Below are 21,000 nucleotides of genomic sequence, written 5' to 3' on the forward strand. Positions count from 1 at the left end.
CGTTTGTCATCCTTTTCGGCAACGATTGTTCAAATTTCGCGCACTTCATGAAATGATCGATAAGTGCTTGCAATTGGCGGGTTTTATTTTCGCTTTTTCCCGCCTTTGGTGCTGAGATACCTCAAGCGCGAGCCGCTCTGCGCTTCCCACAATTGCTGTCGGCGTTGTTCTTCATCAACGATCGCCGGCCAAATGTGCGCACTGTGCTCCTGATGACCTCGACTCGGGACGAGCGCTCGGGCACAACAGATCAGTTCATTTGGCGAGCCTTCATGCGGCAGCGGCTGCAAGCGTTTCTTCCGGTCATGCTGATCGCACTGATGGTGCAGATCCTGGCGCCGATCGGGCTCGCCTGGGCGGCTGCGGCCGCCGCATCCGATCCGCTGCGCGGCTTCGAGATCTGCCACAGCCAACCGGGTTCCCAGCCTGCCGACGAGTCCCGGGGCAAGCCCGGTCACGAGGCCTGTGCGCTCTGCTGCGCGGCTCAGCCTGCAGCGCTGCATGGTCCGAATCGGGCCGTCGTCGACGTTGCTCAACGTGCCGAGCTCGACGTGATCTGGCACGTCCCGGCGACCGCAGCTTCACCCACGCGTGCCGGTTCCCACGCGCAGGCCAGGGCCCCGCCGTCGCTGTGATCCGCTGTCCGCTTCCGCGGCTATCGTCTTCAAGACATACAGACCTGTCTGCTTGGCCTTAGCGGTCGGCAGACGCGCGCCACGGCTGGAGCCGGCGCATTATGACGACCATCGAACAAGGATGATGAACATGACGTTCTTCGGACGCTCTCTGCTTGCACTCGCTCTTCTGCTGCCCACGGCATCCGGCGTTTTCGCCGCTGACATTAAGGCGGGCGACCTCGTCATCGCGCAGCCGTGGAGCCGCGCCACGCCCGGCGGCGCCAAGACCGGCGCCGGCTATCTGACGATCGAGAACAAGGGCGCCGCGCCGGATCGCCTGGTCGCCGCGTCCGCTGACGTTGCCGGCAAGGTCGAGGTCCATGAGATGGCCGTGACCAATGGCGTCATGACGATGCGGCCGCTCGACAAGGGCCTGGTCATCGAACCCGGCAAGACCGTCGCGCTCGCGCCGGGCGGCTATCATCTGATGATGATGGACCTGAAGAGCCCGCTGAAGCAGGGCGACAAGCTGCCGCTCACGCTCGAGTTCGAGAAGGCCGGCAAGGTGGCGGTGACGCTCGACGTGCAGGCCGTGGGCGCGAAGGGGCCGGGCGGCGAGGGCGGCAGCATGATGAAGCACGATCATAAGATGTAGCGCATCGGTCTGGAGCAGGGGCCTTCGATGGACCAACGGGTCTGCCATTCGCGTCGTTTCACAGGCTCGTTCGCCAGCCTGCGATCCGGCGCGGCCGGAAGCGTCCTATGACTGCTCGTCGCGCGATGGCAGCTAAAGTGCGCAAGGGAGCGTGCCGTGCTCACGGCATCGCCCGGCGCCGCTGGATCGCGCGCATTCTGCCGCTCGCGCTGCTGGCCCTGATGATACAGGTGCTGGCGCCGGTGGCGGCGTCGGCGATGACGGCTGCGACCATCGCAACTGTCGATCTCCTCGGCGAGGCCGTGATCTGTCACGCCGAAGCGGATGCGCCGCCGTCCGACCGAGGCGGCGACCGCAGCGATTGTGGCCTCGACTGCGTCATGTGCTGCGTGCTCCACGCCGCTGGCGCGCTCGATGCTCCAACTGTTCCCACGCATGCGGGACCGCCGCGCGAATCGGCGCGGGTCGCATGGGCCGGACGCGAGTTCGTCCTCCTCCATCTCCTTGCCATCTCTCAAGCCCAGCCGCGCGGGCCTCCCTTCCTCTCCTGATGACAGACGTCCTCATCGGCGCAGCAAGCAACGTTTGCGCCGATGATTTTGTGATCAGCAAGACCGGCCCTGGGAGCCGGCAATGGGGAAGTTCAACATGTTTCGTCGTCACGCCCTCGGGGGCGCAAGCGTGATCGCCATGCAGCTGGTGCTGGTGCAGTCGGTCACGATCGCGCACGCGCAACCTGAGCAGGAATTGCCGTCAGTCACCGTCGATGCGCCGCGCGCGGCGGCCCAGAGAACCACCCGCAAGCCGGCCGCGCCGCAGGCTGCTCGCGCCACGAGCCGTGCGCCGAAGCCGGCCGGCGGATCCGTTGCCGCCGCATCCGGCCAGGGCAGCGGCGCGTCCGGTCGGGCCGACGGCGCAGCCGCCGCGCGCGATCAGCTCAGCCAGGCGCCGGCCGGCCAGACCGCGACCACCATCGACCGCAGCCGCTACGACGACCGGCCCGCATTCACGGTGGGCGACATCCTGCGTGAAAGTCCCGGCGTGTCGCTCAAGCAGGGCAACGGCCCGCGCGATCTCGGCATCTCGATCCGCGGCTCCAACGCCCGCAACGGTTTCGGCATCCGCAACATCGCGCTGTTCGAGGACGGCTTTCCGGTGACGCAGCCGGACGGATTGTCGCGCAGCGACCTGATCGATCCGCATGCCTATGGCGCAGTCGACGTGATCCGCGGGCCGTCCTCGGCTCTGTATGGCAACTACGCCACCGGCGGCGCGATCAACTTCCGCACGCGTCCGGGCGGCAGCATCGATGGCGCGGAGATCGGCAGCGAAGGCGGCAGCTTCGGCTATCTCAGCAACTATCTCGCCTACGGCAAGAAGGTCGGCAATTTCGAAGGCTCGCTGTTCACCAGCGACGTCCGCGGCGACGGCTATCTCGGCAACAGCTGGTTCAACACCCAGACCGTCAATTTCCTTGGAACGTTGAAGGCGACGCCCGATGATCGCTTCACGGTCAAGATCATCAACAACGAGCTTTCGACACGGTTGCCGGTCCGATACACGCTGAGCAACTACTATCAGAATCCGTATCAGCAGGGCTGCACCACCGGGAAGCCGCTTGCGGCCGGCTGCCAGACCGTCGGGCTCAACACGAACGGCTTCAATACGCTCGGTGGCGTCGACCAGGAGACCGCGCTGCAGGCCGGGCTCGGCCGCAACGACCGCCGCACCATCGTCGGCGGCCGCTGGGAGCATGATTTCGACAACACCACGACCTGGCGCAACCAGTTCGTGTTCGATGATCGCAACATCAGCCAGCCGACGGGATCGACCAGCGCGATCGGCGACTATCCGTCCTACAACTACATGAGCGACATCACCAAGCGTGGTGAGATTTTCGGCCTGGAATCCACGGCGTTCTTTGGCGCCTTCTACAATACGCTGACCGCCTCGGGGGACACGCGCTTCGTCGTGCCCGGCGGCAATGCGGCGCTCGGGCGTCTGTCCGGGAACACCTGGAGCGAGACGACCAATTATGGCCTGCGGGCGCGTGAGGAGCTCAAGCTGACAGCGGCGCTGACCGCGGTGGCCGGACTGGGCTGGGAGCGCACCCACCTCCGCGGCGTGAATACGGCCTACACCTATACGGGACTTGCCGGCACCACGACCACGTCGCTCACCACCGCGGACCGGCAGTTCGACAATCTCGCCCCCGAGCTGGCGCTGCTCTACAAGGTGAACAGCGACTGGCTGCTGCGCGCCCGCGTCGCGACCGGCTATGGCACGCCGCAGGCCTCCAACCTGTTCGTTCTGCCGACCGGCGCCTTCGGCAACAACACCCAGCTGCAGTCCCAGACCAATCTCGGCTACGACATTGGTGTCGACTGGACGCCGAACCGGGCGGTGACCGTGAGCGCGACGGGCTTCTACGAGTTCTTTCGCAACGAGATCGTCACCCAGGCCGTCACGGGGCCGCTCAATTCATCCTACACCTTCAACGCGCCGCGTTCGGAGCACAAGGGCGTCGAGCTGGCCGCCGACTGGAGGTTCCTGCCGGGCTGGCGGTTCACCGCCGCCTACACCTATCTGGACCAGGTCTACACCGAATATACCGAGAACCTCGTGGGCAGCTCGAAGCTGTTCAGCTTCAACCGTGCCGGCAACAAGATCCCCGGCATCTCGCCGAACGAGCTGACCGCTCGGCTGGGCTACGATCACGACAGCGGGAGATTGGCCGGGCTCGGGGGCTTCGTCGAAGTCCAATGGAAGGATTCTTTCTATATGGACAATGCGAACCTGCAGAAGGCGCCCGGCTACGAGCTGGTCAATTTGAACGTTCACTACAAGACCGAGTTGGCTTCGGAGACGTTCAAGTCGCTGAACGTGTTCTTCGAGGTCCGCAACGTATTCGACCGCACCTACATCGCGTCGGCGAACAATCTGCAGAACACGGTGACGGGGGCCGGCGTGCAGGGCTTGGCGACCACCGGGACGATCTACGCCGGCTCACCACGCGCCTTCATGGCGGGCATGAAGGTGGCATTCCGATGAGGATCGACATGACAAGGACATCGCGGCTTCGAAACGGACTGGCTGGGCTTGCCATCGCGTTGCTCTGTCCACTCACCGCTCAGGCGCAGATGGCGCATCAGCACGGCTCCGACGCCGCCTGCGAAGGCACCGAGCTCAGATGCGCGACCAAGGTGACGCCGTTCTTCGCGGCCGATGGCAAGCTCTGGCTGGCCTGGATGGCCGGAGGGCGCCTGTCCGTCGCGAGCTCGACGGACGGCGGCAAGACCTACTCAACGCCCGTGCCGGTGACCGAGCAGCAGCTCAATCTGGACTGGGGACCCGATGCCCGGCCGAAGCTGGTGGTCGACGGCAAGGGGACGGTTGCGGTGGCGTTCTCGATCTTCCGCGATCAGGCCTTCAACGGCCAGGTGCTCACGACGCGCTCCAGCGATGGCGGCCAGAGCTTCGCGCCGGTTCGTCCGATCACGGCCAGCAATGAGAGCCAGCGCTTCGAGGCGATGGCGTTCGACCAGGACGGCACGGTGTTCGTTGCCTGGCTCGACAAGCGCAACCGCGCGCCGGCGAAGGCCGAGGGGCGGAGCTATGAGGGGGCGGGGCTGTTCTTCGCCTCGTCACGCGACGGCGGCGCGACTTACGCGGAGGCGAAGTTGGCCCAGGACAACACCTGCGAATGTTGCCGGCTCGGCCTTGCCTTCGTAGGCCCGGGACGCCCGGTCGTCGTGTTCCGCAACATCTATGAGGGCAGCGTCCGCGACCATGCAGTGGTCACGTTCAGCGATCTCACGACGCCGGGCGAGGTCTATCGGGTCAGCACCGACGATTGGCAGATCAAGGCCTGTCCGCATCAGGGGCCGAGCCTGACCGTGGCGCCCACCGGCACCTACCATGTGACCTGGTTCACCGGCGGCAAGGCGCGCAAGGGACTGTTCTATGCGCAGTCGCGCGACGGCGGACGGACGTTCTCCGAGCCCATGGCCCTCGGCCAGGCCGATCGCAATCCGACGCGACCCTTCGTGCTGGCGACGCAGGATGTCACGACCCTGGTCTGGAAGGAGTTCGATGGCGAGCGGACCACCGTCATGGCCATCCAGTCCAAGGATGACGGCGCAACCTGGTCGAAGCCGCGCGCCATCGCCAGCACCGACAACGCATCGGACCATCCGCTGCTGGTCGCCAACGGCCGGCAGGTGTTCCTGTCGTGGATGACCAAGGCGGACGGCTATCGGTTGCAGGCGATCGGAGACGAGTCATGAAACGCGAAATCTTGGTTGCCATTGCCCTCTGCGGTCTTCTCGCGCTGACCGCCTCCGGCACGGCAGCGCCGCAGCCATTGAAGCCGTTCGAGCGCGGCACCTGGCACGAGCTGCTGCGCGCCCATGCGGGACGGCCGACCCTGATCCATTTCTGGGGTGTTACCTGCGGGCCCTGCAAGATCGAGCTGCCGCAACTCGGCAAGTTCATGGCGGATCATCCCGGGATCGATGTGGTCACCGTGAGCGCCGACCTCGTGCCCAACCTGACCACCGCAACCCAGGCGATGCTCGACAAGGCCGGGCTCGCCGCTGCCGAGAACTTCATTTTCAACGATGGCTTCGTCGAGCGCCTGCGGTTCGAGATCGATCCGTCCTGGCAGGGCGACATTCCTCGCACCATGCTCGTGACCCCGGACGGTGCGATCGAGACCATCGAGGGCAGCGCCGAGATCAGTGATCTCGATCAATGGTCCGCCAAGCAGAGGCGTCAGCAATAGGGCCGCGAGGACGTGGATGGGGCCCCGCTCGTCCGGCTTCGATGACGGCAAGGAGATGGCGGCGGGGCTCAACCACCGCCTCAGCTCAACCAGTAAAATAGTCGGGAATACGGTGGCTTAGCCGCTTTTTCTCAAACCCAGTCTTGTGTTTTGCCGCCCGATCCGGTTTGACTGCGCCAGCCCGAACCGAATCTTGAAGGCCTAACCCATGCGTCTGTCGCGGTTTTTCCTGCCGATCTTGAAAGAAAACCCGAAGGAAGCCGAGATCGTCTCGCACCGGTTGATGCTGCGCGCCGGCATGCTGCGGCAGGAGGCGGCCGGCATCTATGCCTGGCTGCCCCTTGGCTTCAAGGTCCTGAAGAAGATCGAGCAGATCGTGCGCGAGGAGCAGAACCGCGCCGGCGCGCTCGAGCTGCTGATGCCCACCCTGCAACTCGCCGACCTCTGGCGCGAGAGCGGCCGCTACGACGCCTACGGGCCGGAGATGCTGCGCATCAGCGACCGCCACAAGCGTGAGCTGCTGTACGGGCCGACCAACGAGGAAATGATCACGGAAATCTTCCGCGCCTATGTGAAGTCCTACCGTAACCTCCCGCTCAATCTCTATCATATTCAATGGAAATTCCGCGACGAGCAGCGTCCGCGCTTCGGCGTGATGCGCGGCCGCGAATTCCTGATGAAGGACGCCTATTCGTTCGATCTCGACGAGGCCGGCGCGCGGCGCGCCTATAACAAGATGTTCGTCGCTTATCTGCGCACGTTCGCGCGAATGGGCCTGAAGGGCATTCCGATGCGCGCCGAGACCGGCCCGATCGGCGGCGATCTCAGCCACGAGTTCATCGTGCTCGCCGAGACCGGCGAGTCTGGCGTCTATTGCGACCGCAACGTGCTCGACCTGCCGATCCCGCCGGCGACCGTCGATTACGACGGCGACCTGACGCCGATCATCAAGGAATGGACCTCGCTCTACGCGGCGACCGAGGACGTCCATGACGGCGCCCGCTTCGAGGCCGAGGTGCCGGCGGAGCGGCGCGTCCACACCCGCGGCATCGAGGTCGGCCAGATCTTCTATTTCGGCACCAAGTACTCGGAGCCGATGAAGGCGCTGGTGGCCGGTCCCGACGGCGCCGAGGTGACCATTCACGGCGGCTCCTACGGCGTCGGCGTGTCGCGTCTCGCGGGCGCGATCATCGAGGCCTGCCACGATGACGCCGGCATCAAATGGCCGGAGGAGGTGGCGCCGTTCCGCGCCGTGATCCTGAATCTGAAGCAGGGCGGTTCCGACACCGATGCCGCCTGCGAGCAGCTCTATCGCGATCTCCTGGCCAAGGGCGTCGACGTGCTCTACGACGACACCGAGCAGCGCGCCGGCGGGAAGTTCGCCACGGCCGACCTCATCGGCATTCCCTGGCAGATCATGGTTGGCCCCAAGAGCCTGGCCGAGGGCAAGGTCGAGGTGAAGACCCGCAGTGACGGTGCGCGGCAGATGATGTCGCCGGCTGACGTTGTGGCGCGGCTCGGCGGACCCGTGGCTGGCTGAGCGGGGTTCGTTCGATCATCGGATTATCCACCGGGGCAGCCCGTTCCCTTCTGGCCAATCCGGCCACAATCGGCCCGAATCATGGGATGATCGCGCAATGGATGAAGCCATGACCGAACCCGTGCAGACCGCGCCCTTCGCCCCCTTCGAGTGGATGCTCTCGGGACGTTATCTGCGCGCGCGGCGCCGCGAAGGGTTCATCTCGGTGATCGCCGGGTTCTCGTTTCTCGGCATCATGCTCGGCGTTGCGACCCTGATCATCGTGATGGCCGTCATGAACGGCTTCCGCAAGGAGCTGCTCGACAAGATCCTCGGCCTCAACGGCCACTTGCTGGTCCAGCCCCTGGAATCGCCGTTGACCGACTGGAAGGACGTTTCCGAGCGCATCTCGCAGGTCCAGGGCATCCGCTTGGCGGCTCCCGTGGTCGACGGCCAAGGCCTGGGCTCGTCGCCGTTCAATGCCTCCGGCGTGTTCATCCGCGGCATCCGCTCGCAGGACCTCGTGAACCTGACCTCGATTGCCAAGAACATCAAGCAGGGCACGCTCGAGGGGTTTGACGAGGGGCAGGGCGTGGCGATCGGCCGGCGCCTGGCTGATCAGCTCTCCTTGCACGCCGGCGACAGCATTACGCTGGTCGCTCCCAAGGGCGCGGTGACGCCGATGGGGACGACGCCGCGCATCAAGCCCTACAAGGTCGCGGCGGTGTTCGAGATCGGCATGTCCGAATATGATTCTAGCTTCGTGTTCATGCCGCTTGCAGAAGCGCAGGCCTATTTCAACCGCAACAACGACGTCACCGCGATCGAGATCTTCACCAGCAACCCGGACAAGGTCGAGCAGTTTCGCAAGACGGTGACCGAGGCGGCCGGCCGGCCCATCTTTCTCGTCGACTGGCGCCAGCGCAACTCGACCTTCTTCAACGCGCTCCAGGTCGAGCGCAACGTGATGTTCCTGATCCTCACGCTGATCGTGCTGGTCGCCGCGCTGAATATCGTCTCGGGCCTGATCATGCTGGTCAAGGACAAGGGCCAGGACATCGCCGTGCTCCGGACGATGGGTGCGTCGCAGGGCGCGATCATGCGCATCTTCCTCATCACCGGCGCCTCGATCGGCGTGGTCGGCACGCTGACCGGGTTCATCGTCGGCCTCCTGATCTGCATGAACATCGAGACCATCCGGCTGTTCCTGTCCTGGCTGACGAACACCGAGCTGTTCGATCCCACGCTCTACTTCCTGTCGAAACTGCCGGCCGAGATCGACGCCGGCGAGACGACGGCGGTGGTCATCATGGCCCTGACCCTGTCTTTCCTGGCCACGCTCTATCCCTCCTGGCGCGCCGCCCGATTAGACCCGGTCGAAGCGCTTCGCTACGAGTGAGACGCTGATGGAAGAGCAGGGGGCAGAGGATGTACCGGTCGTTTATCTCCACGAGATCAAGCGGCGGTATATGCAGGGCGAGCAGCAGCTGACCATTCTGGACGGCGCCAAGCTCGCGCTGTGGGCGGGGCAATCGGTGGCGCTGGTGGCGCCGTCGGGCTCGGGCAAGTCGACATTGCTGCACATTGCGGGTCTGCTGGAGAGCCCCGACGAGGGCGAGGTCTATGTCGGGGGGACGCCGACCTCGCAACTGACCGACATCGAGCGTACCCAGATGCGCCGCACCGACATCGGCTTCGTCTACCAGTCGCACCGCCTGCTGCCGGAGTTCACGGCGCTGGAGAATGTGATGCTGCCGCAGATGATCCGCGGGCTGAAGCGCTCGGAGACGGTGAAGCGGGCGACCGAGATCCTGGCCTATCTGGGCCTGGGCGAGCGCATCAAGCACCGTCCGGCCGAGCTCTCCGGCGGCGAGCAGCAGCGCGTCGCGATCGCGCGCGCGGTCGCCAATGCGCCGCGCGCGCTGCTCGCGGACGAGCCCACTGGCAATCTCGATCCCGGCACTGCGGACCACGTGTTCCACGCCTTGATGCAGCTCGTGAAGGCGACGCGGGTTGCGATGCTGATCGCGACCCACAACATGGAGCTGGCCGGCCGCATGGACCGCCGCGTCTCCATCGTCGGGGGCAAGGTGGTCGAGCTGGATTGAGGCCGGCTGCGCTCAGGGCCTGATCACCGTCATCTTGAACGGCTGATTGTTCGCGGCGGCATGGGTCACGGCCTCGTTGGCGTTGTCGAGATCGAAACAGGTCGGCTCGAACTGAGCGAGGTCGAGCAATCCGCCCCTGATCAGTCCGACCATCTTCACCGTCGCGGTCGGCGGGCACATCCAGACGCCGTGAATGGTGATGCAGTCGCGCATGATCCAGGGATAGGGCAGATCGAGCCCTGGGCCGCCGAGCATGCCGACGCCGCCCATCAGCACCACGCGCCCATAGGGACGCACGGTCATCACCGCGGACCTGACGACATCCGTCGTCACGGAGGGCGGCATGATGTCGAGCACGCAGTCGATCGGGCCAGGCGCTGCGCGCTTCATGCGCTCGGTGTCGTCCCTGTGATTTCCGGAGAGCCTGACCGGATGGACGCGGCCGCCGAACCTGCGCTGGAGCTCGGCCAGCATGACCTCGTTGCGGCCGGGCGCCACCACCGCAGCGGCGCCCATCGCGAGCGCCACCGCGACCGCCGCGCTGCCGAACCGGCCGGTGGCGCCGCTGACCAGCACGGTCTCACCCGGCTGCAGCTGGGCCGCCAGAAAGCCGCCATAGGGCACGAGCAGGGTGCCGAGCGCGCACCACCGCGCGGCGTCATCAGGATCGATCACGCCGATCGGCTTGGCGTTCTCCGTCGGCATCCGCATCCGCTGCGCGAACGAGCCGTGCCGAAAATACTGCTGAAGCTTGAGCCCACCTGGTCCGCGCGCGCTCAGGCCTTGCAGCGTGATATCGGGGGCAAGCGCATTATCCCGTGAGCGCACGGTCGGATCGCAGAACACCCAGTCGCCGATGGCAAGATGCGTCGCATCGGGGCCGAGCGCGCTCACCCTGCCGACACCGCTCGTTCCTGGAATGACCGGAAGCTCCAGCAGGTACTTCCGCTCGCCGCTGAACACCTCGTTCGCATAGGACAGCACGCCGGCCGCGACGATGTCGACGATGACCTCGCCGGTGCCGAGCACGGGGTCCTCGACCTGCTCGATCTCCAATGGCGATCCAAAACGTTTCAGCACGGCAGCCTTCATGGTCGTTCTCCTTCAACGAGTAGCGGCTTGAGGTTGCCGGGCTATGCTGCGCGTAGGAAGGCCTGGTATTATCCTGGGATTGGCGAGGCCCAGCCTGGAACCCCTCACTCGGCAGGACTGAATCATGAGCGATCCTAGACATGAAGCGCTCGGAAACTTCCTGCGCTCACGGCGCGAGAAGCTGACGCCGCAAGCGGTTGGGCTCGCGGCTGGCCGGCGGCGTCGCACGGCGGGGCTGCGCCGCGAGGAAGTGGCCGAACTCGCCGGCATCGGCGTCGACTGGTACATCCGGCTCGAGCAGGGCCGTGCGGTGAAGCCGTCGTCATCGACGGTCGACGCGCTGGCGCGCGCGCTGCGGCTCAGCCGAACGGAGCATGCTCATCTCAAGGCGCTGGTGCGCGGACCCGCGCGCAAGCCGTTCGTGCGCGAGACAGTGCCGGCCGGACTTCGCGAACTCGTGCAAAGCCTGAACCAGCCGGCCTACATCTCAGGGCAACGATGGGACGTGCTGGCCTGGAATGACCAGGCCGACGAGATCTTCGGCTTCTCACAACTCGCCGACGAGGATCGTAACACGCTGCTGCTCATGCTGTGCACGCCCGGCGTCCGCCGGCTGTTCGGCACACAGTGGAAGGAGTTGGCACGACGCATGGTCGCGCAGTTTCGCGCGACCTATGATCTTTGGGCCGGTGATCCCGCTTTCGTGGATCTGCTCGCGCGGCTGCGCCATGGCAGTCGCGAGTTCAATGAGTTGTGGGCAGCTCACGACATCAATCCTCTGTCTGCAGGCGAGAAGCTGCTCGACCATCCGAAGAAGGGGCGAGTGAGATTGCGGTACGCGACCTTTCAGGCCAACGACGACCCTGCGCTGAAGCTTGCGATCTACTACGCGTGAGTGCCTGCTTCTTCCGTGTCGGAGGGCGCGATCGTGGACCTTGTCCACGCATCGCGGGTTGAATTGAATCTGCACCATACATTCGTCGGCTTTGCGCATGATGATGCCAAGCATTCGCAATATCAGTCGCGCTGCCTCGAAGAGTTCACGACTGAGACGCGCTGAAGTCTGTTCCGTGACGAGCGATGTGGGCGTCACGATTTCGGCGTCGCTTCGTATTGTGGCGAGCCAGGGACATTGGTCACGACTCCTCCACACATCTTATTAGTTGTTTGTTCATATAGCGGCCAAAGCCTGTGAAAACAGGCGTTTGCGGCCAATCCCCAAAAAGCCGAAAAGAACAGTTCTAATCTGGCACATCAGCGATGTCGGCGGAGCGAGTGCGGAATGCATCGGCGCTTCGTCGCGCTGCATGCGTTTTGGACGGAACCAGAAGGGTTTGGGGACCTTGGGACAGAAGCTACGGAGTTCGATGATGAAGACGCTTTTCGGCGCAACGGTGGGGCTCGGCGCGGTCGCCGTGGCAACGTCTGCTTTCGCGGCTGATCTTCCGATGAAGAAGGGTCCCTACACCAAGGCTCCGCCTGCGGTCATGGCGACGGTGTATGATTGGGGCGGGTTCTATGCCGGCTTCAACGCGGGCGGCGGCTCCAGCCGGGACTGCTGGAACCTGGTCTCGAACGCCGGCGTGGCGGTCAACCCCGCTCTGAACCGCGAAGGCTGTTCGGGCGGTGGCGGCGCCGCGGTCGGTGGTCAGATCGGCTATCGCTATCAGATGGCGAACTGGGTGTTCGGTGTCGAAGCGCAGGGCGACTGGGCCAACTTCAAGGGCACGAATCGCAACCTGATCCTGCCCAATGTCAGCGACCGGTCGCGCACCAATGGCTTCGGCCTGTTCACCGGCCAGGTCGGCTACGCCTTCGACAACATCCTGGGCTATGTGAAGGGCGGCGCTGCCGTCGTCGGCGATCGCTACGACACCTTCACCACCGGCACCAACGTGATGCTCGACCGCGCCAACACCACGCGTTGGGGCGCCACGATCGGCGCGGGTCTCGAATATGGCTTCGCGCCGAACTGGTCGGTCGGCGTCGAATACGACCACATCTTCCTCGGCAACAAGAACCTGAACTTCGTCGCCGCTGCGGGACAGCCCGCAATGACCCATCGCATCAAGCAGGACATCGACATCGGGCTCGTGAGGCTGAACTACAAGTTCGGCCCGGGCTTCGGCATGGGCATGATGCACTGACGCCAGCGCTGCGGGTTGCTGAAAACAGTTCGCCGAGGCTTGTGGCCTCGGCGAATGCTGAATGCGCGCTCTAAGATCGTCGGCGACGCGCGCCGACCGGACGCCGCTCAGTCTTCCTCGAAGACGAACGGGTTGGGGAAGGGCGCGTAGGGATTAGGCGCCGGCGGGCGCGGCTTGATCCGCTGCCGGTGCGGATAGGGATAGGGCGTCGCCCGCGGATCGTTGCTGACGCCAGCGAAATAGGGATTGGCGATGCAGGTCAGCAGGCGTCCCGACGCCGTCGCCTGGCACTGCGCATAGCTGTCGAAGGTGCAGTTGCTCAATCCCGGGTGCTGATCACCCTGCAGACAGAACGCATGCCGGATGCCGACGGCGTGCGCCGGGGCATGGGTTGCGACCACGAGGCCGGCTGCAGCCAGGGCCGCAAAGAACACGTCACGCATCAACGATCTCTCCCTTCCTTCGGTGAGGACAGAATTCGCGCGCGGCATGGCGAAGTGATGCGCGAATGTCTGCGTTGTGTGTAGTCGGTCGGCCTCAGATTGCAAATCGGAAAGTTCCATCAACACACTGTGATTACAGATTAATTTCCAGACATGTCCAACGCGCGTTCAGACGTCACCTGTGACCTCAAGGCTACAGCAATTGTGGCCGATATCGTTAAGAGGTGCGGCTGGCCTGGGGGCCAAATGAGACGAGACTGGACCTGTGATGAAGAAACTTGTGTTGATGACGACGGCGATCGTGGTGCTGGCCTCGCCGGCGCTTGCCGCGGATCTCGCTGCGCGTCCCTACACGAAGGCGCCAGCGCCGATGATGGCTGCGATCTATGACTGGAGCGGCTTCTACATCGGTGTGAACGGCGGCGGCGGTTGGACTCACAACACCTGGGATCTGGTGGGCGGCGGTCGCGAAGGCTCGCATGATGCGTCGGGCGGCACGGTCGGTGGCCAGGTCGGCTATCGCTGGCAGATGGGTCAGCTGGTGTTCGGCGTGGAAGCGCAGGGCAACTGGGCCGATCTCTCCGGCGACAATGTGAGCGCACTGTTCGCTACGCGTAACCGCACCAAGACCGACGCGTTCGGTCTGTTCACCGGCCAGGTCGGCTACGCCTGGAACAACGTGCTGCTCTACGCGAAGGGCGGTGCGGCGATCACCAGCAACACCTACTCGATCAGCAACGCGGCCACCGGTGCGTTCCTCGCCTCCAACGACAGCACCCGCTGGGGCGGCGTGGTCGGTGCCGGCCTCGAATACGGCTTTGCTCCGAACTGGTCGATGGGTGTCGAGTACAACCATCTGTTCATGGACCGTCAGACCGTCAGCTTCGGTGCGCTCGGCTCCGACAGCATCAAGCAGGACGCCGATCTGTTCACCGCCCGCCTGAACTATCGCTTCGGCGGCCCGGTGGCGACGCGGTACTGATTCTCAGCCGTATCCATCGATCGATCAAAGGCCCCGGCGTGATTTGCGCCGGGGCTTTTTTCGTGGCGCCAACCGCCGGATTAACCACGTGCCGCAGCGGAGCGGCGATGTGCCTGGCAGCGTGCTTGACCTGAGAACGAAAAAGGAACATTGTTCTTCGTATGTTCTAGCTCAGGGAGGTCCCCATGCTGAAGGTTTTCGTCGAAGAAGCCGCCGCACTGGCGTCGATCACGCTGTTTGTCGGGATGATCGCGCTATGGGCGCAAATCATTCCGCAGCTTTGATTTTTTGGCCGACCTGCAACTGGGGAAAAGCGGGACAGCGGTCGGGACGACCGGACTCCGCGGCGGCTGATCCGATAACATCAGCGGGCGAGTCGGTCGGGCTCTCGGATGGTGACGGTGGTCACGTCCCTCTGCTGGCCGGTGACTCTGCTGTCGGAAGCCCCTGAGGAAGTTGCAAGGCGAGCATGTCCAGCGCCGGATTCGTCCATCTCCACGTCCATTCCGCCTATTCGCTGCTGAAGGGCTCGATCAAGATCGCCAAGCTCGGCGAGCTCGCCAAGTCCGACCGCCAGCCGGCGCTGGCGCTGACCGACACCGACAACATGTTCGGTGCGCTCGAATTCTCCGACAAGATGGCGGGCTATGGCATCCAGCCGATCGCCGGCTGCGAGCTGGCGATCGATTTCGGCGACATGGACCCCAACGCCCGCAATGCGGGCGCAGTCGCGCAGCCCTCGCGAATCGTCCTGCTGGCGGCGAAGGAGGAGGGCTACCGGCATCTGATGCGGCTGAACTCGCGGGCCTTCCTGGAGACGCCGACGCATCAGGCGCCACACATCAAGTTCGACTGGCTCACGGAAGGCGTCGAGGGCCTGATCGCGCTGACGGGCGGACCGGACGGGCCGATCTCGCTCGCGCTCCAGCACGACATGGCAGCGCTCGCAGCGCAGCGGTGCGAGCGGCTGGCGAGCCAGTTCGGCGACCGCCTCTACATCGAGTTGCAACGCCACGGCACCGAGCGCGAGCGCCGCGTCGAAGGCGGGCTGATCGACATCGCCTATGACAAGGGCCTGCCGCTGGTTGCGACCAACGAGCCGTATTTCGCGAGCACGGACGACTACGAGGCGCACGACGCCCTCTTGTGCATCGCCGGCGGCCATCTCATCGCCGACACCGAGCGCGTGCAGCTGACGCCCGAGCACCGCTTCAAGACGCGCGCGGAAATGGCCGTGCTGTTCGCCGACATTCCGGAGGCGCTGGCCTCGACGGTGGAGATCGCCGAGCGCTGCTCGTACCGGCCGCGCACGCGCAAGCCGATCCTGCCGTTCTTCACGGTCGGCGCCAGCGGCAGCGACGCCGTGGACGCTGCCAGCGCCGAAGCGGCCGAGCTGAAGCGGCAGGCGGAGGAGGGCCTCGAGCGCCGCTTGAAGGTGCACGGCATGGCGCCGGGCATGACCGAGGAGGACTATCAGAAGCGGCTCGCCTTCGAGCTCGACGTCATCATGCGCATGAAGTACGCGGGCTACTTCCTGATCGTGTCGGACTTCATCAAATGGGCCAAGGCGCACGGCATCCCCGTCGGTCCGGGCCGCGGTTCGGGCGCAGGCTCGCTGGTGGCCTGGGTGCTTACCATCACCGACCTCGACCCGATGCGCTTCGCGCTGCTGTTCGAGCGCTTCCTCAATCCCGAGCGCGTGTCGATGCCGGACTTCGACATCGACTTCTGCCAGGATCGCCGCGGCGAGGTGATCTCCTACGTGCAGCAGCGCTACGGCCGCGACCAGGTCGCGCAGATCATCACCTTCGGTACGCTACAGGCGCGCGGCGTGCTGCGCGACGTCGGCCGCGTGCTGCAGATGCCTTATGGGCAGGTCGACAAGCTGACGAAGCTGGTGCCGCAGAATCCGGCCGCACCCGTGACTCTCGCCGCCGCCATCGAGGGCGAGCCGAAGCTGCAGGCGTTTCGCGACGAGGATCCGGTCGTGGCGCGCGCCTTCGACATCGCGATGCGCCTCGAAGGCCTGACGCGCCACGCCTCGACCCACGCCGCGGGCATCGTCATCGGCGACCGGCCGCTCAGCGAGCTGGTGCCGATGTATCGCGATCCGAAATCGGACATGCCGGTCACCCAGTTCAACATGAAGTGGGTCGAGCCGGCCGGGCTCGTGAAGTTCGACTTCCTCGGCCTGAAGACGCTGACCGTGCTCGACGTCGCGGTGAAGCTGCTGAAGCAGCGCGACATCCACGTCGATCTCGCCACCTTGCCGATCGACGACGCGCCGAGCTACCAGATGCTGGCGCGCGGCGATGTGGTCGGCGTGTTCCAGGTTGAAAGTCAGGGCATGCGGCGGGCGCTGATCGACATGCGCCCCGACCGCTTCGAGGACATCATCGCGCTTGTGGCGCTGTATCGCCCGGGCCCGATGGCCAACATCCCGACCTACTGCGCCCGCAAGCATGGCGAGGAGGAGCCGGAATATCTGCATCCAATCCTGGAGCCGATTCTGAAGGAGACCTTCGGCGTCATCATCTACCAGGAGCAGGTGATGCAGGTCGCGCAGCAGATGTCGGGCTACTCGCTCGGCGAAGCCGACCTGCTGCGCCGCGCCATGGGCAAGAAGATCCGCGCCGAGATGGACAAGCAGCGCGTCCGCTTCGTCGAGGGCGCCGTCAAGAACGGCGTGCCGAAGGACCAGGCCGACACCATCTTCGACCTCTTGGCCAAGTTCGCCGACTACGGCTTCAACAAGTCGCACGCCGCCGCCTACGCGCTGGTGTCGTACCACACCGCCTACATGAAGGCGCATTATCCGGTGGAGTTCATCGCGGCGTCGATGACGCTCGATCTCAACAACACCGACAAGCTGTCGGAATTCCGCTCCGAGGCGCAGCGCCTCGGCATCAAGGTCGAGCCGCCGTCGATCAATCGCTCGGGACCGACCTTCGAGGTTAGCGGCAACACCATCTTCTACGCGCTCGCCGCGCTGAAGGGCGTCGGCCCGCAGGCGATCGAGATGATCGTCGAGGCCCGCAACAAGGGGGGCCCGTTCACCTCGCTCGCCGATTTCGCCAGCCGCGTCAGTCCGCGCGCGATCAACAAGCGCATCATCGAGACGCTGGCCGCGGCCGGCGCCTTCGATTGTCTCGACAAGAACCGCGCTCGCGTGTTCGCCGGCGCTGACGCCATCGTCGCCGCCTGCCAGCGCGCCAACGAGGCCGCCACGTCAGGGCAGAATGACATGTTCGGTAATGCCGCCGATGCGCCGGCGATCATCCTGCCGAACATCGAGAACTGGCTCCCGGCCGAGCGCCTGCGCCGCGAATATGATGCGATCGGCTTCTTCCTGTCCGGCCATCCGCTCGACGACTACGCCGCGGCGCTGAAGCGGCTGCGGGTGCAGAGCTGGGCGGAATTCTCCCGCGCAGTGAAGACCGGCGCCACCGCCGGCAAGGTCGCGGCGACCGTTGTGTCGCGAATGGAACGCCGGACCAAGACCGGCAACAAGATGGGCATCATGGGCCTGTCGGATCCGACCGGCCATTTCGAGGCCGTGCTGTTCTCCGAAGGACTCGCGCAATACCGCGACGTGCTCGAGCCGGGTGCTGCCGTGCTGCTGCAGCTCGGCGCCGAGCTGCAGGGCGAGGACGTGCGCGCCCGCGTGCTGCATGCCGAGCCGCTCGACGATGCCGCCGCCAAGACTCAGCGCGGCCTGCGCATCTTCCTGCGCGACACCAAGCCGCTCGATTCCATCGTCAAGCGGCTGCAGGGCGACGGCGCCGCGGCCAATGGCAATGGGGCGTTGGCCAAGAGCGCCGCGCCGCCGCTGGCGCCCCGCGCCACCGCCGGCGAGGGCGAGGTGTCCCTGGTGATGATGCTCGATCTGGAGACCGAGGTGGAAATGAAGCTGCCCGGCCGCTTCAAGGTTTCGCCACAAATCGCAGGTGCGATCAAAGCGGTGACCGGCGTGGTCGACGTTCAGCAATTGTAATCGGCGGTTGCCGTTTGCTGAATTCATCGTCCGCGTCGATCTTACCGATAAAAAAGCTGCGCGCGGGCTGAACGGAACGCCTCTGTTCAACCGCGGTTCAGCCATCGTCCCGCTGAATCCGCGGCATGTGCCTCGAAAGGGCTGGAACCGTCATGCGCCTGGTCAAGATCAACCTCACCATCCTCTTCGGCGTCTCGCTTTGCCTGATGGCGCTGAACGCCGGGTCGCGGCCTGCCGCAGCGCAACAGCCGGGTCCAGAGAAGCGCATCGCGCTGGTGATCGGCAACGGCGCCTATGCGAAAGGTCAGCTGGCCACCGCAGCTAATGACGCCGGCCTGATCGCGCAGACGCTGCAGGCGGCGGGCTTCGACGTGGTCGGGGCGCGGGATCTCGACGCGGATACGCTGAGAAAGAGCTTCCGCGATTTCATTCACAAGGCCCAGTCGGCCGACGACAACACCGTCGCGATGGTCTATTTGGCAGGCTACGGCATGCAGCTCGCCGGCGAGAACTATTTCATCCCGGTGGATGCCAATATCGCCAGCGACGTCGACATTCCGACCGAGGGCCTGCGCCTCAGCGACTACACCCGACAGCTTGCTGCGACACCGGTGAAGGCAAGTATCGTCGTGTTGGACGCGGCTCGCCAGCAGCCCTTCATCACCAGCGGGCCGGCGATTGCGGGCGGGCTCGCGCTGGTCGAACCCGACAACAAGATGCTGATCGCCTTCAATGCGGCGCCAGGCACGATTGCGCCGGCTGAGACCGGCTCCTACGGCATCTACGCGCAGTCGCTGGCGGAGATGATCCGAACCGGAGGACTGCAGCTGCCGGACGTGTTCGATCGTTTACGGCTGCGGGTCAACGAGGCGACCAAGGGCGCCCAGGTGCCGTGGGATGCCCAGAAGATCCAGACGGCCTTCACCTTCTTCGATCGGGCGCCGGACGCGCCGGCCCCGCAGGCGTCCGCCGAGCAGACGGCAGCTTTGCGCGCACGGCCGATTCGCGATCTGCCCGTGCAGGAGGCCTACACCGCCGCGCTCGAGCGCGACAGCCTGCAGGGCTACGAGGATTTCATCGCGGCCTATCCGAGCGATCCGCTGGCGCGGCGCGTGCGCGCCATCGTCGCCGCGCGCCGCGAGGCGCTCACCTGGCGGCGGACCTACCGCGCCGACAGCCCCGAGGCGTATTGGTCGTATCTGAGGCGTTATCCCAATGGCGCGCATGCCGCTGATGCGCGTCGGCGGCTGGCGGTTCTGTCGGCGCCGCCGGACCCGCCGGCGACGTTCGCCATGATCGAATACGACGTGCCGCCGCCGCCGCCGGACGAGGTGGTCTATGTCGATCGGCCGGTGCTGCTGTTCTCGGATCCCGACTTCGGCTTCGTGCCGCCGCCGCCCCCGCCGGTGTACATCCTTCCGCCACCGCCGCCTGAATTCGTCGATCTTGCGCCGCCCTACGCGCCGGTCGGGGTGTTCATCCTGCCTCGTCCCGTGTTCGTGCCGATCCCGGTCTATGTGCAGCCGCCGGCGATCGTCGTGCCGCCGCCGAACAACATCATCTACCAGAACATCCACAACACCACGGTGATCAACACGGTCATCAATCGTCCGGTCGTGGGGCCGGCAGCGCCGGCCGGCCCCGTAGGGCCGGGCGGTCCTTCCACGCCGACACCTGCGACTGCGCCCGTCGTCACACCATCTTTGCCGCCCGCAGCGCTGCAGCGCGCCTCGCTCATTCAGCAGGGCAAGGCTCCCGTTCCGGGAGCGCCGATGGTGCCGGGCGGCCGAGGCCCTGGAAGTGCTCCGTCCATTGGACCCGCCGCGACTGTGACCCCCACCGCACTGCCCAATGCCCCGGGCCGGCCGGGCCCCGGGGGAGTGGGCTTGATGGCGCCTAATACGTCCAATCCGCTTCCGGTACCGGGCAGGGGCGGCCCGCCTGTTCCCGGAAACGTTGCGAATCCGACCGCGCCTGCCGTCGCGTCGCCCACCCCGGGACAGGTTGGGCGGCCCGCGATCACCGCAACGACACCGCCCGCGCGCGAGCCGGCCTCCGGCGTTCAAGCGAACCGCACGCCTGGTGGCCTGCCGGCACCCGCCGTGAGGCCGGGAGAGCGGGCCGATCGCCCGGCGCCGCCGACATCGAGCCCACGTGGACCGGAAGCCCGGCCGCGGATCGAGCCGCCCGTGCCCGACCGGGTCGAGCGCCGCGCCCCGCCGCAAATGGCACGGCCAACCCCGCCGCCGCAGATGGCGCGGCCAAGCCCGCCGCCACAGATGGCACGACCAAGCCCGCCGCCACAGATGGCACGACCAAGCCCACCGCCGCAGATGGCGCGTCCGAGCCCGCCGCCACAGATGGCACGGCCAGCTCCGCCGCCGCAGATGGCGCGGCCAGCACCGCCGCCACAGATGGCGCGGCCGAGCCCGCCGCCGATGGCCATGGCACGGCCGCCTGGGCCGCCGCCGATGGCGCGGCCTGCCGGACCTCCGCCACAGGCGCCGGGCAAGAAGTGTCCGCCGAACGTGCCGCATTGCTGAGCGGACCCGCGCCGCTGCGGCGGCGCGGGCGTTGCATCGCAGGCCCGTTTTCGATATTGGCCGGTTCGCCGGACTGATCGATCGTGGGCGCAGGACGTCGGCAGCCGACGACCTGTT

At 65.7% G+C, this 21,000-nt stretch carries 16 protein-coding genes; 14 read left to right on the forward strand and 2 right to left on the reverse strand.

Annotated elements, in window-relative coordinates; genetic code table 11:
- Nucleotides 1-164: 164 nt before the first annotated feature.
- From BRAD285_RS14240 to BRAD285_RS14280, 9 genes are all read left to right on the forward strand, one after another.
- Nucleotides 165-635 carry a DUF2946 family protein gene (locus BRAD285_RS14240; protein ID WP_244422152.1) on the forward strand — a complete coding sequence of 157 codons (471 nt, stop codon included), beginning with the start codon at nucleotides 165-167 and terminating at the stop codon, nucleotides 633-635.
- 130 nt (nucleotides 636-765) lie between these two features.
- The gene (locus tag BRAD285_RS14245) at nucleotides 766-1,272 is read left to right on the forward strand and encodes a copper chaperone PCu(A)C (RefSeq protein WP_006611128.1); all 507 of its coding nucleotides are present in this window, start codon (nucleotides 766-768) and stop codon (nucleotides 1,270-1,272) included.
- A 107-nt stretch (nucleotides 1,273-1,379) separates the two neighbouring features.
- Complete coding sequence (locus tag BRAD285_RS14250) at nucleotides 1,380-1,823, forward strand: DUF2946 family protein (protein ID WP_006611127.1); 444 nt, start codon at nucleotides 1,380-1,382, stop codon at nucleotides 1,821-1,823.
- Nucleotides 1,824-1,920: 97 nt separating this feature from the next.
- Nucleotides 1,921-4,323 (forward strand): TonB-dependent receptor, encoded by a 2,403-nt coding sequence (locus BRAD285_RS14255; RefSeq protein WP_035645764.1) that lies wholly within the window; start codon nucleotides 1,921-1,923, stop codon nucleotides 4,321-4,323.
- Between the two features lie 8 nt (nucleotides 4,324-4,331).
- Nucleotides 4,332-5,558, forward strand: coding sequence for a sialidase family protein (locus BRAD285_RS14260; protein WP_035645762.1), 1,227 nt, complete (start codon nucleotides 4,332-4,334; stop codon nucleotides 5,556-5,558).
- On the forward strand, nucleotides 5,555-6,055 hold the full coding sequence (locus tag BRAD285_RS14265; RefSeq protein ID WP_035645753.1) for a TlpA disulfide reductase family protein: 501 nt from the start codon (nucleotides 5,555-5,557) through the stop codon (nucleotides 6,053-6,055). The genes BRAD285_RS14260 and BRAD285_RS14265 overlap by 4 nt, the downstream gene beginning before the upstream one ends.
- A gap of 208 nt (nucleotides 6,056-6,263) precedes the next feature.
- Complete coding sequence (gene proS / locus BRAD285_RS14270) at nucleotides 6,264-7,595, forward strand: proline--tRNA ligase (protein WP_006611123.1); 1,332 nt, start codon at nucleotides 6,264-6,266, stop codon at nucleotides 7,593-7,595.
- Nucleotides 7,596-7,692: 97 nt separating this feature from the next.
- Nucleotides 7,693-8,973: a lipoprotein-releasing ABC transporter permease subunit gene (locus BRAD285_RS14275; RefSeq protein WP_006611122.1), complete on the forward strand. Its 1,281-nt coding sequence runs from the start codon at nucleotides 7,693-7,695 to the stop codon at nucleotides 8,971-8,973.
- Nucleotides 8,974-8,980: 7 nt separating this feature from the next.
- Nucleotides 8,981-9,682: an ABC transporter ATP-binding protein gene (locus BRAD285_RS14280; RefSeq protein ID WP_006611121.1), complete on the forward strand. Its 702-nt coding sequence runs from the start codon at nucleotides 8,981-8,983 to the stop codon at nucleotides 9,680-9,682.
- 12 nt (nucleotides 9,683-9,694) lie between these two features.
- On the opposite strand, the gene BRAD285_RS14285 is transcribed toward BRAD285_RS14280, so the two are convergent.
- Nucleotides 9,695-10,774 (reverse strand): zinc-binding alcohol dehydrogenase family protein, encoded by a 1,080-nt coding sequence (locus tag BRAD285_RS14285; protein WP_035645749.1) that lies wholly within the window; start codon nucleotides 10,772-10,774, stop codon nucleotides 9,695-9,697.
- Nucleotides 10,775-10,898: 124 nt separating this feature from the next.
- On the opposite strand from BRAD285_RS14285, the gene BRAD285_RS14290 reads away from it, so the two are divergent.
- Nucleotides 10,899-11,669: a helix-turn-helix transcriptional regulator gene (locus BRAD285_RS14290; protein WP_006611119.1), complete on the forward strand. Its 771-nt coding sequence runs from the start codon at nucleotides 10,899-10,901 to the stop codon at nucleotides 11,667-11,669.
- 472 nt (nucleotides 11,670-12,141) lie between these two features.
- Nucleotides 12,142-12,921, forward strand: coding sequence for an outer membrane protein (locus BRAD285_RS14295; RefSeq protein WP_006611118.1), 780 nt, complete (start codon nucleotides 12,142-12,144; stop codon nucleotides 12,919-12,921).
- Nucleotides 12,922-13,028: 107 nt separating this feature from the next.
- Here BRAD285_RS14295 and BRAD285_RS14300 read toward each other — a convergent pair whose 3' ends face one another.
- Nucleotides 13,029-13,364: a DUF3551 domain-containing protein gene (locus BRAD285_RS14300; protein ID WP_006611117.1), complete on the reverse strand. Its 336-nt coding sequence runs from the start codon at nucleotides 13,362-13,364 to the stop codon at nucleotides 13,029-13,031.
- 268 nt (nucleotides 13,365-13,632) lie between these two features.
- Between BRAD285_RS14300 and BRAD285_RS14305 the strand changes: the two genes are divergently transcribed.
- The 3 genes from BRAD285_RS14305 (at nucleotide 13,633) to BRAD285_RS14315 (ending at nucleotide 20,883) form a co-directional block, all read left to right on the forward strand.
- Nucleotides 13,633-14,346 carry an outer membrane protein gene (locus BRAD285_RS14305; protein ID WP_006611116.1) on the forward strand — a complete coding sequence of 238 codons (714 nt, stop codon included), beginning with the start codon at nucleotides 13,633-13,635 and terminating at the stop codon, nucleotides 14,344-14,346.
- A gap of 469 nt (nucleotides 14,347-14,815) precedes the next feature.
- Nucleotides 14,816-18,340, forward strand: coding sequence for a DNA polymerase III subunit alpha (dnaE, locus tag BRAD285_RS14310; protein ID WP_006611115.1), 3,525 nt, complete (start codon nucleotides 14,816-14,818; stop codon nucleotides 18,338-18,340).
- A gap of 152 nt (nucleotides 18,341-18,492) precedes the next feature.
- Complete coding sequence (locus BRAD285_RS14315) at nucleotides 18,493-20,883, forward strand: caspase domain-containing protein (protein ID WP_006611114.1); 2,391 nt, start codon at nucleotides 18,493-18,495, stop codon at nucleotides 20,881-20,883.
- The last annotated feature ends 117 nt before the right edge of the window (nucleotides 20,884-21,000 follow it).

It is taken from the genome of Bradyrhizobium sp. ORS 285 (genome assembly GCF_900176205.1).
GTDB lineage: Bacteria > Pseudomonadota > Alphaproteobacteria > Rhizobiales > Xanthobacteraceae > Bradyrhizobium.

Excerpts from the sequence above, each read along its gene's own strand:
- BRAD285_RS14245 (WP_006611128.1), top strand. The coding sequence starts at position 766 with ATGACGTTCTTCGGACGCTCTCTGCTTGCACTCGCTCTTCTGCTGCCC.
- BRAD285_RS14250 (WP_006611127.1), top strand. The coding sequence starts at position 1,380 with ATGACTGCTCGTCGCGCGATGGCAGCTAAAGTGCGCAAGGGAGCGTGC.
- BRAD285_RS14255 (WP_035645764.1), top strand. The coding sequence starts at position 1,921 with ATGTTTCGTCGTCACGCCCTCGGGGGCGCAAGCGTGATCGCCATGCAG.
- BRAD285_RS14260 (WP_035645762.1), top strand. The coding sequence starts at position 4,332 with ATGACAAGGACATCGCGGCTTCGAAACGGACTGGCTGGGCTTGCCATC.
- BRAD285_RS14265 (WP_035645753.1), top strand. The coding sequence starts at position 5,555 with ATGAAACGCGAAATCTTGGTTGCCATTGCCCTCTGCGGTCTTCTCGCG.
- proS (WP_006611123.1), top strand. The coding sequence starts at position 6,264 with ATGCGTCTGTCGCGGTTTTTCCTGCCGATCTTGAAAGAAAACCCGAAG.
- BRAD285_RS14275 (WP_006611122.1), top strand. The coding sequence starts at position 7,693 with ATGGATGAAGCCATGACCGAACCCGTGCAGACCGCGCCCTTCGCCCCC.
- BRAD285_RS14280 (WP_006611121.1), top strand. The coding sequence starts at position 8,981 with ATGGAAGAGCAGGGGGCAGAGGATGTACCGGTCGTTTATCTCCACGAG.
- BRAD285_RS14285 (WP_035645749.1), bottom strand. The coding sequence starts at position 10,774 with ATGAAGGCTGCCGTGCTGAAACGTTTTGGATCGCCATTGGAGATCGAG.
- BRAD285_RS14290 (WP_006611119.1), top strand. The coding sequence starts at position 10,899 with ATGAGCGATCCTAGACATGAAGCGCTCGGAAACTTCCTGCGCTCACGG.
- BRAD285_RS14295 (WP_006611118.1), top strand. The coding sequence starts at position 12,142 with ATGATGAAGACGCTTTTCGGCGCAACGGTGGGGCTCGGCGCGGTCGCC.
- BRAD285_RS14300 (WP_006611117.1), bottom strand. The coding sequence starts at position 13,364 with ATGCGTGACGTGTTCTTTGCGGCCCTGGCTGCAGCCGGCCTCGTGGTC.
- BRAD285_RS14305 (WP_006611116.1), top strand. The coding sequence starts at position 13,633 with ATGAAGAAACTTGTGTTGATGACGACGGCGATCGTGGTGCTGGCCTCG.
- dnaE (WP_006611115.1), top strand. The coding sequence starts at position 14,816 with ATGTCCAGCGCCGGATTCGTCCATCTCCACGTCCATTCCGCCTATTCG.
- BRAD285_RS14315 (WP_006611114.1), top strand. The coding sequence starts at position 18,493 with ATGCGCCTGGTCAAGATCAACCTCACCATCCTCTTCGGCGTCTCGCTT.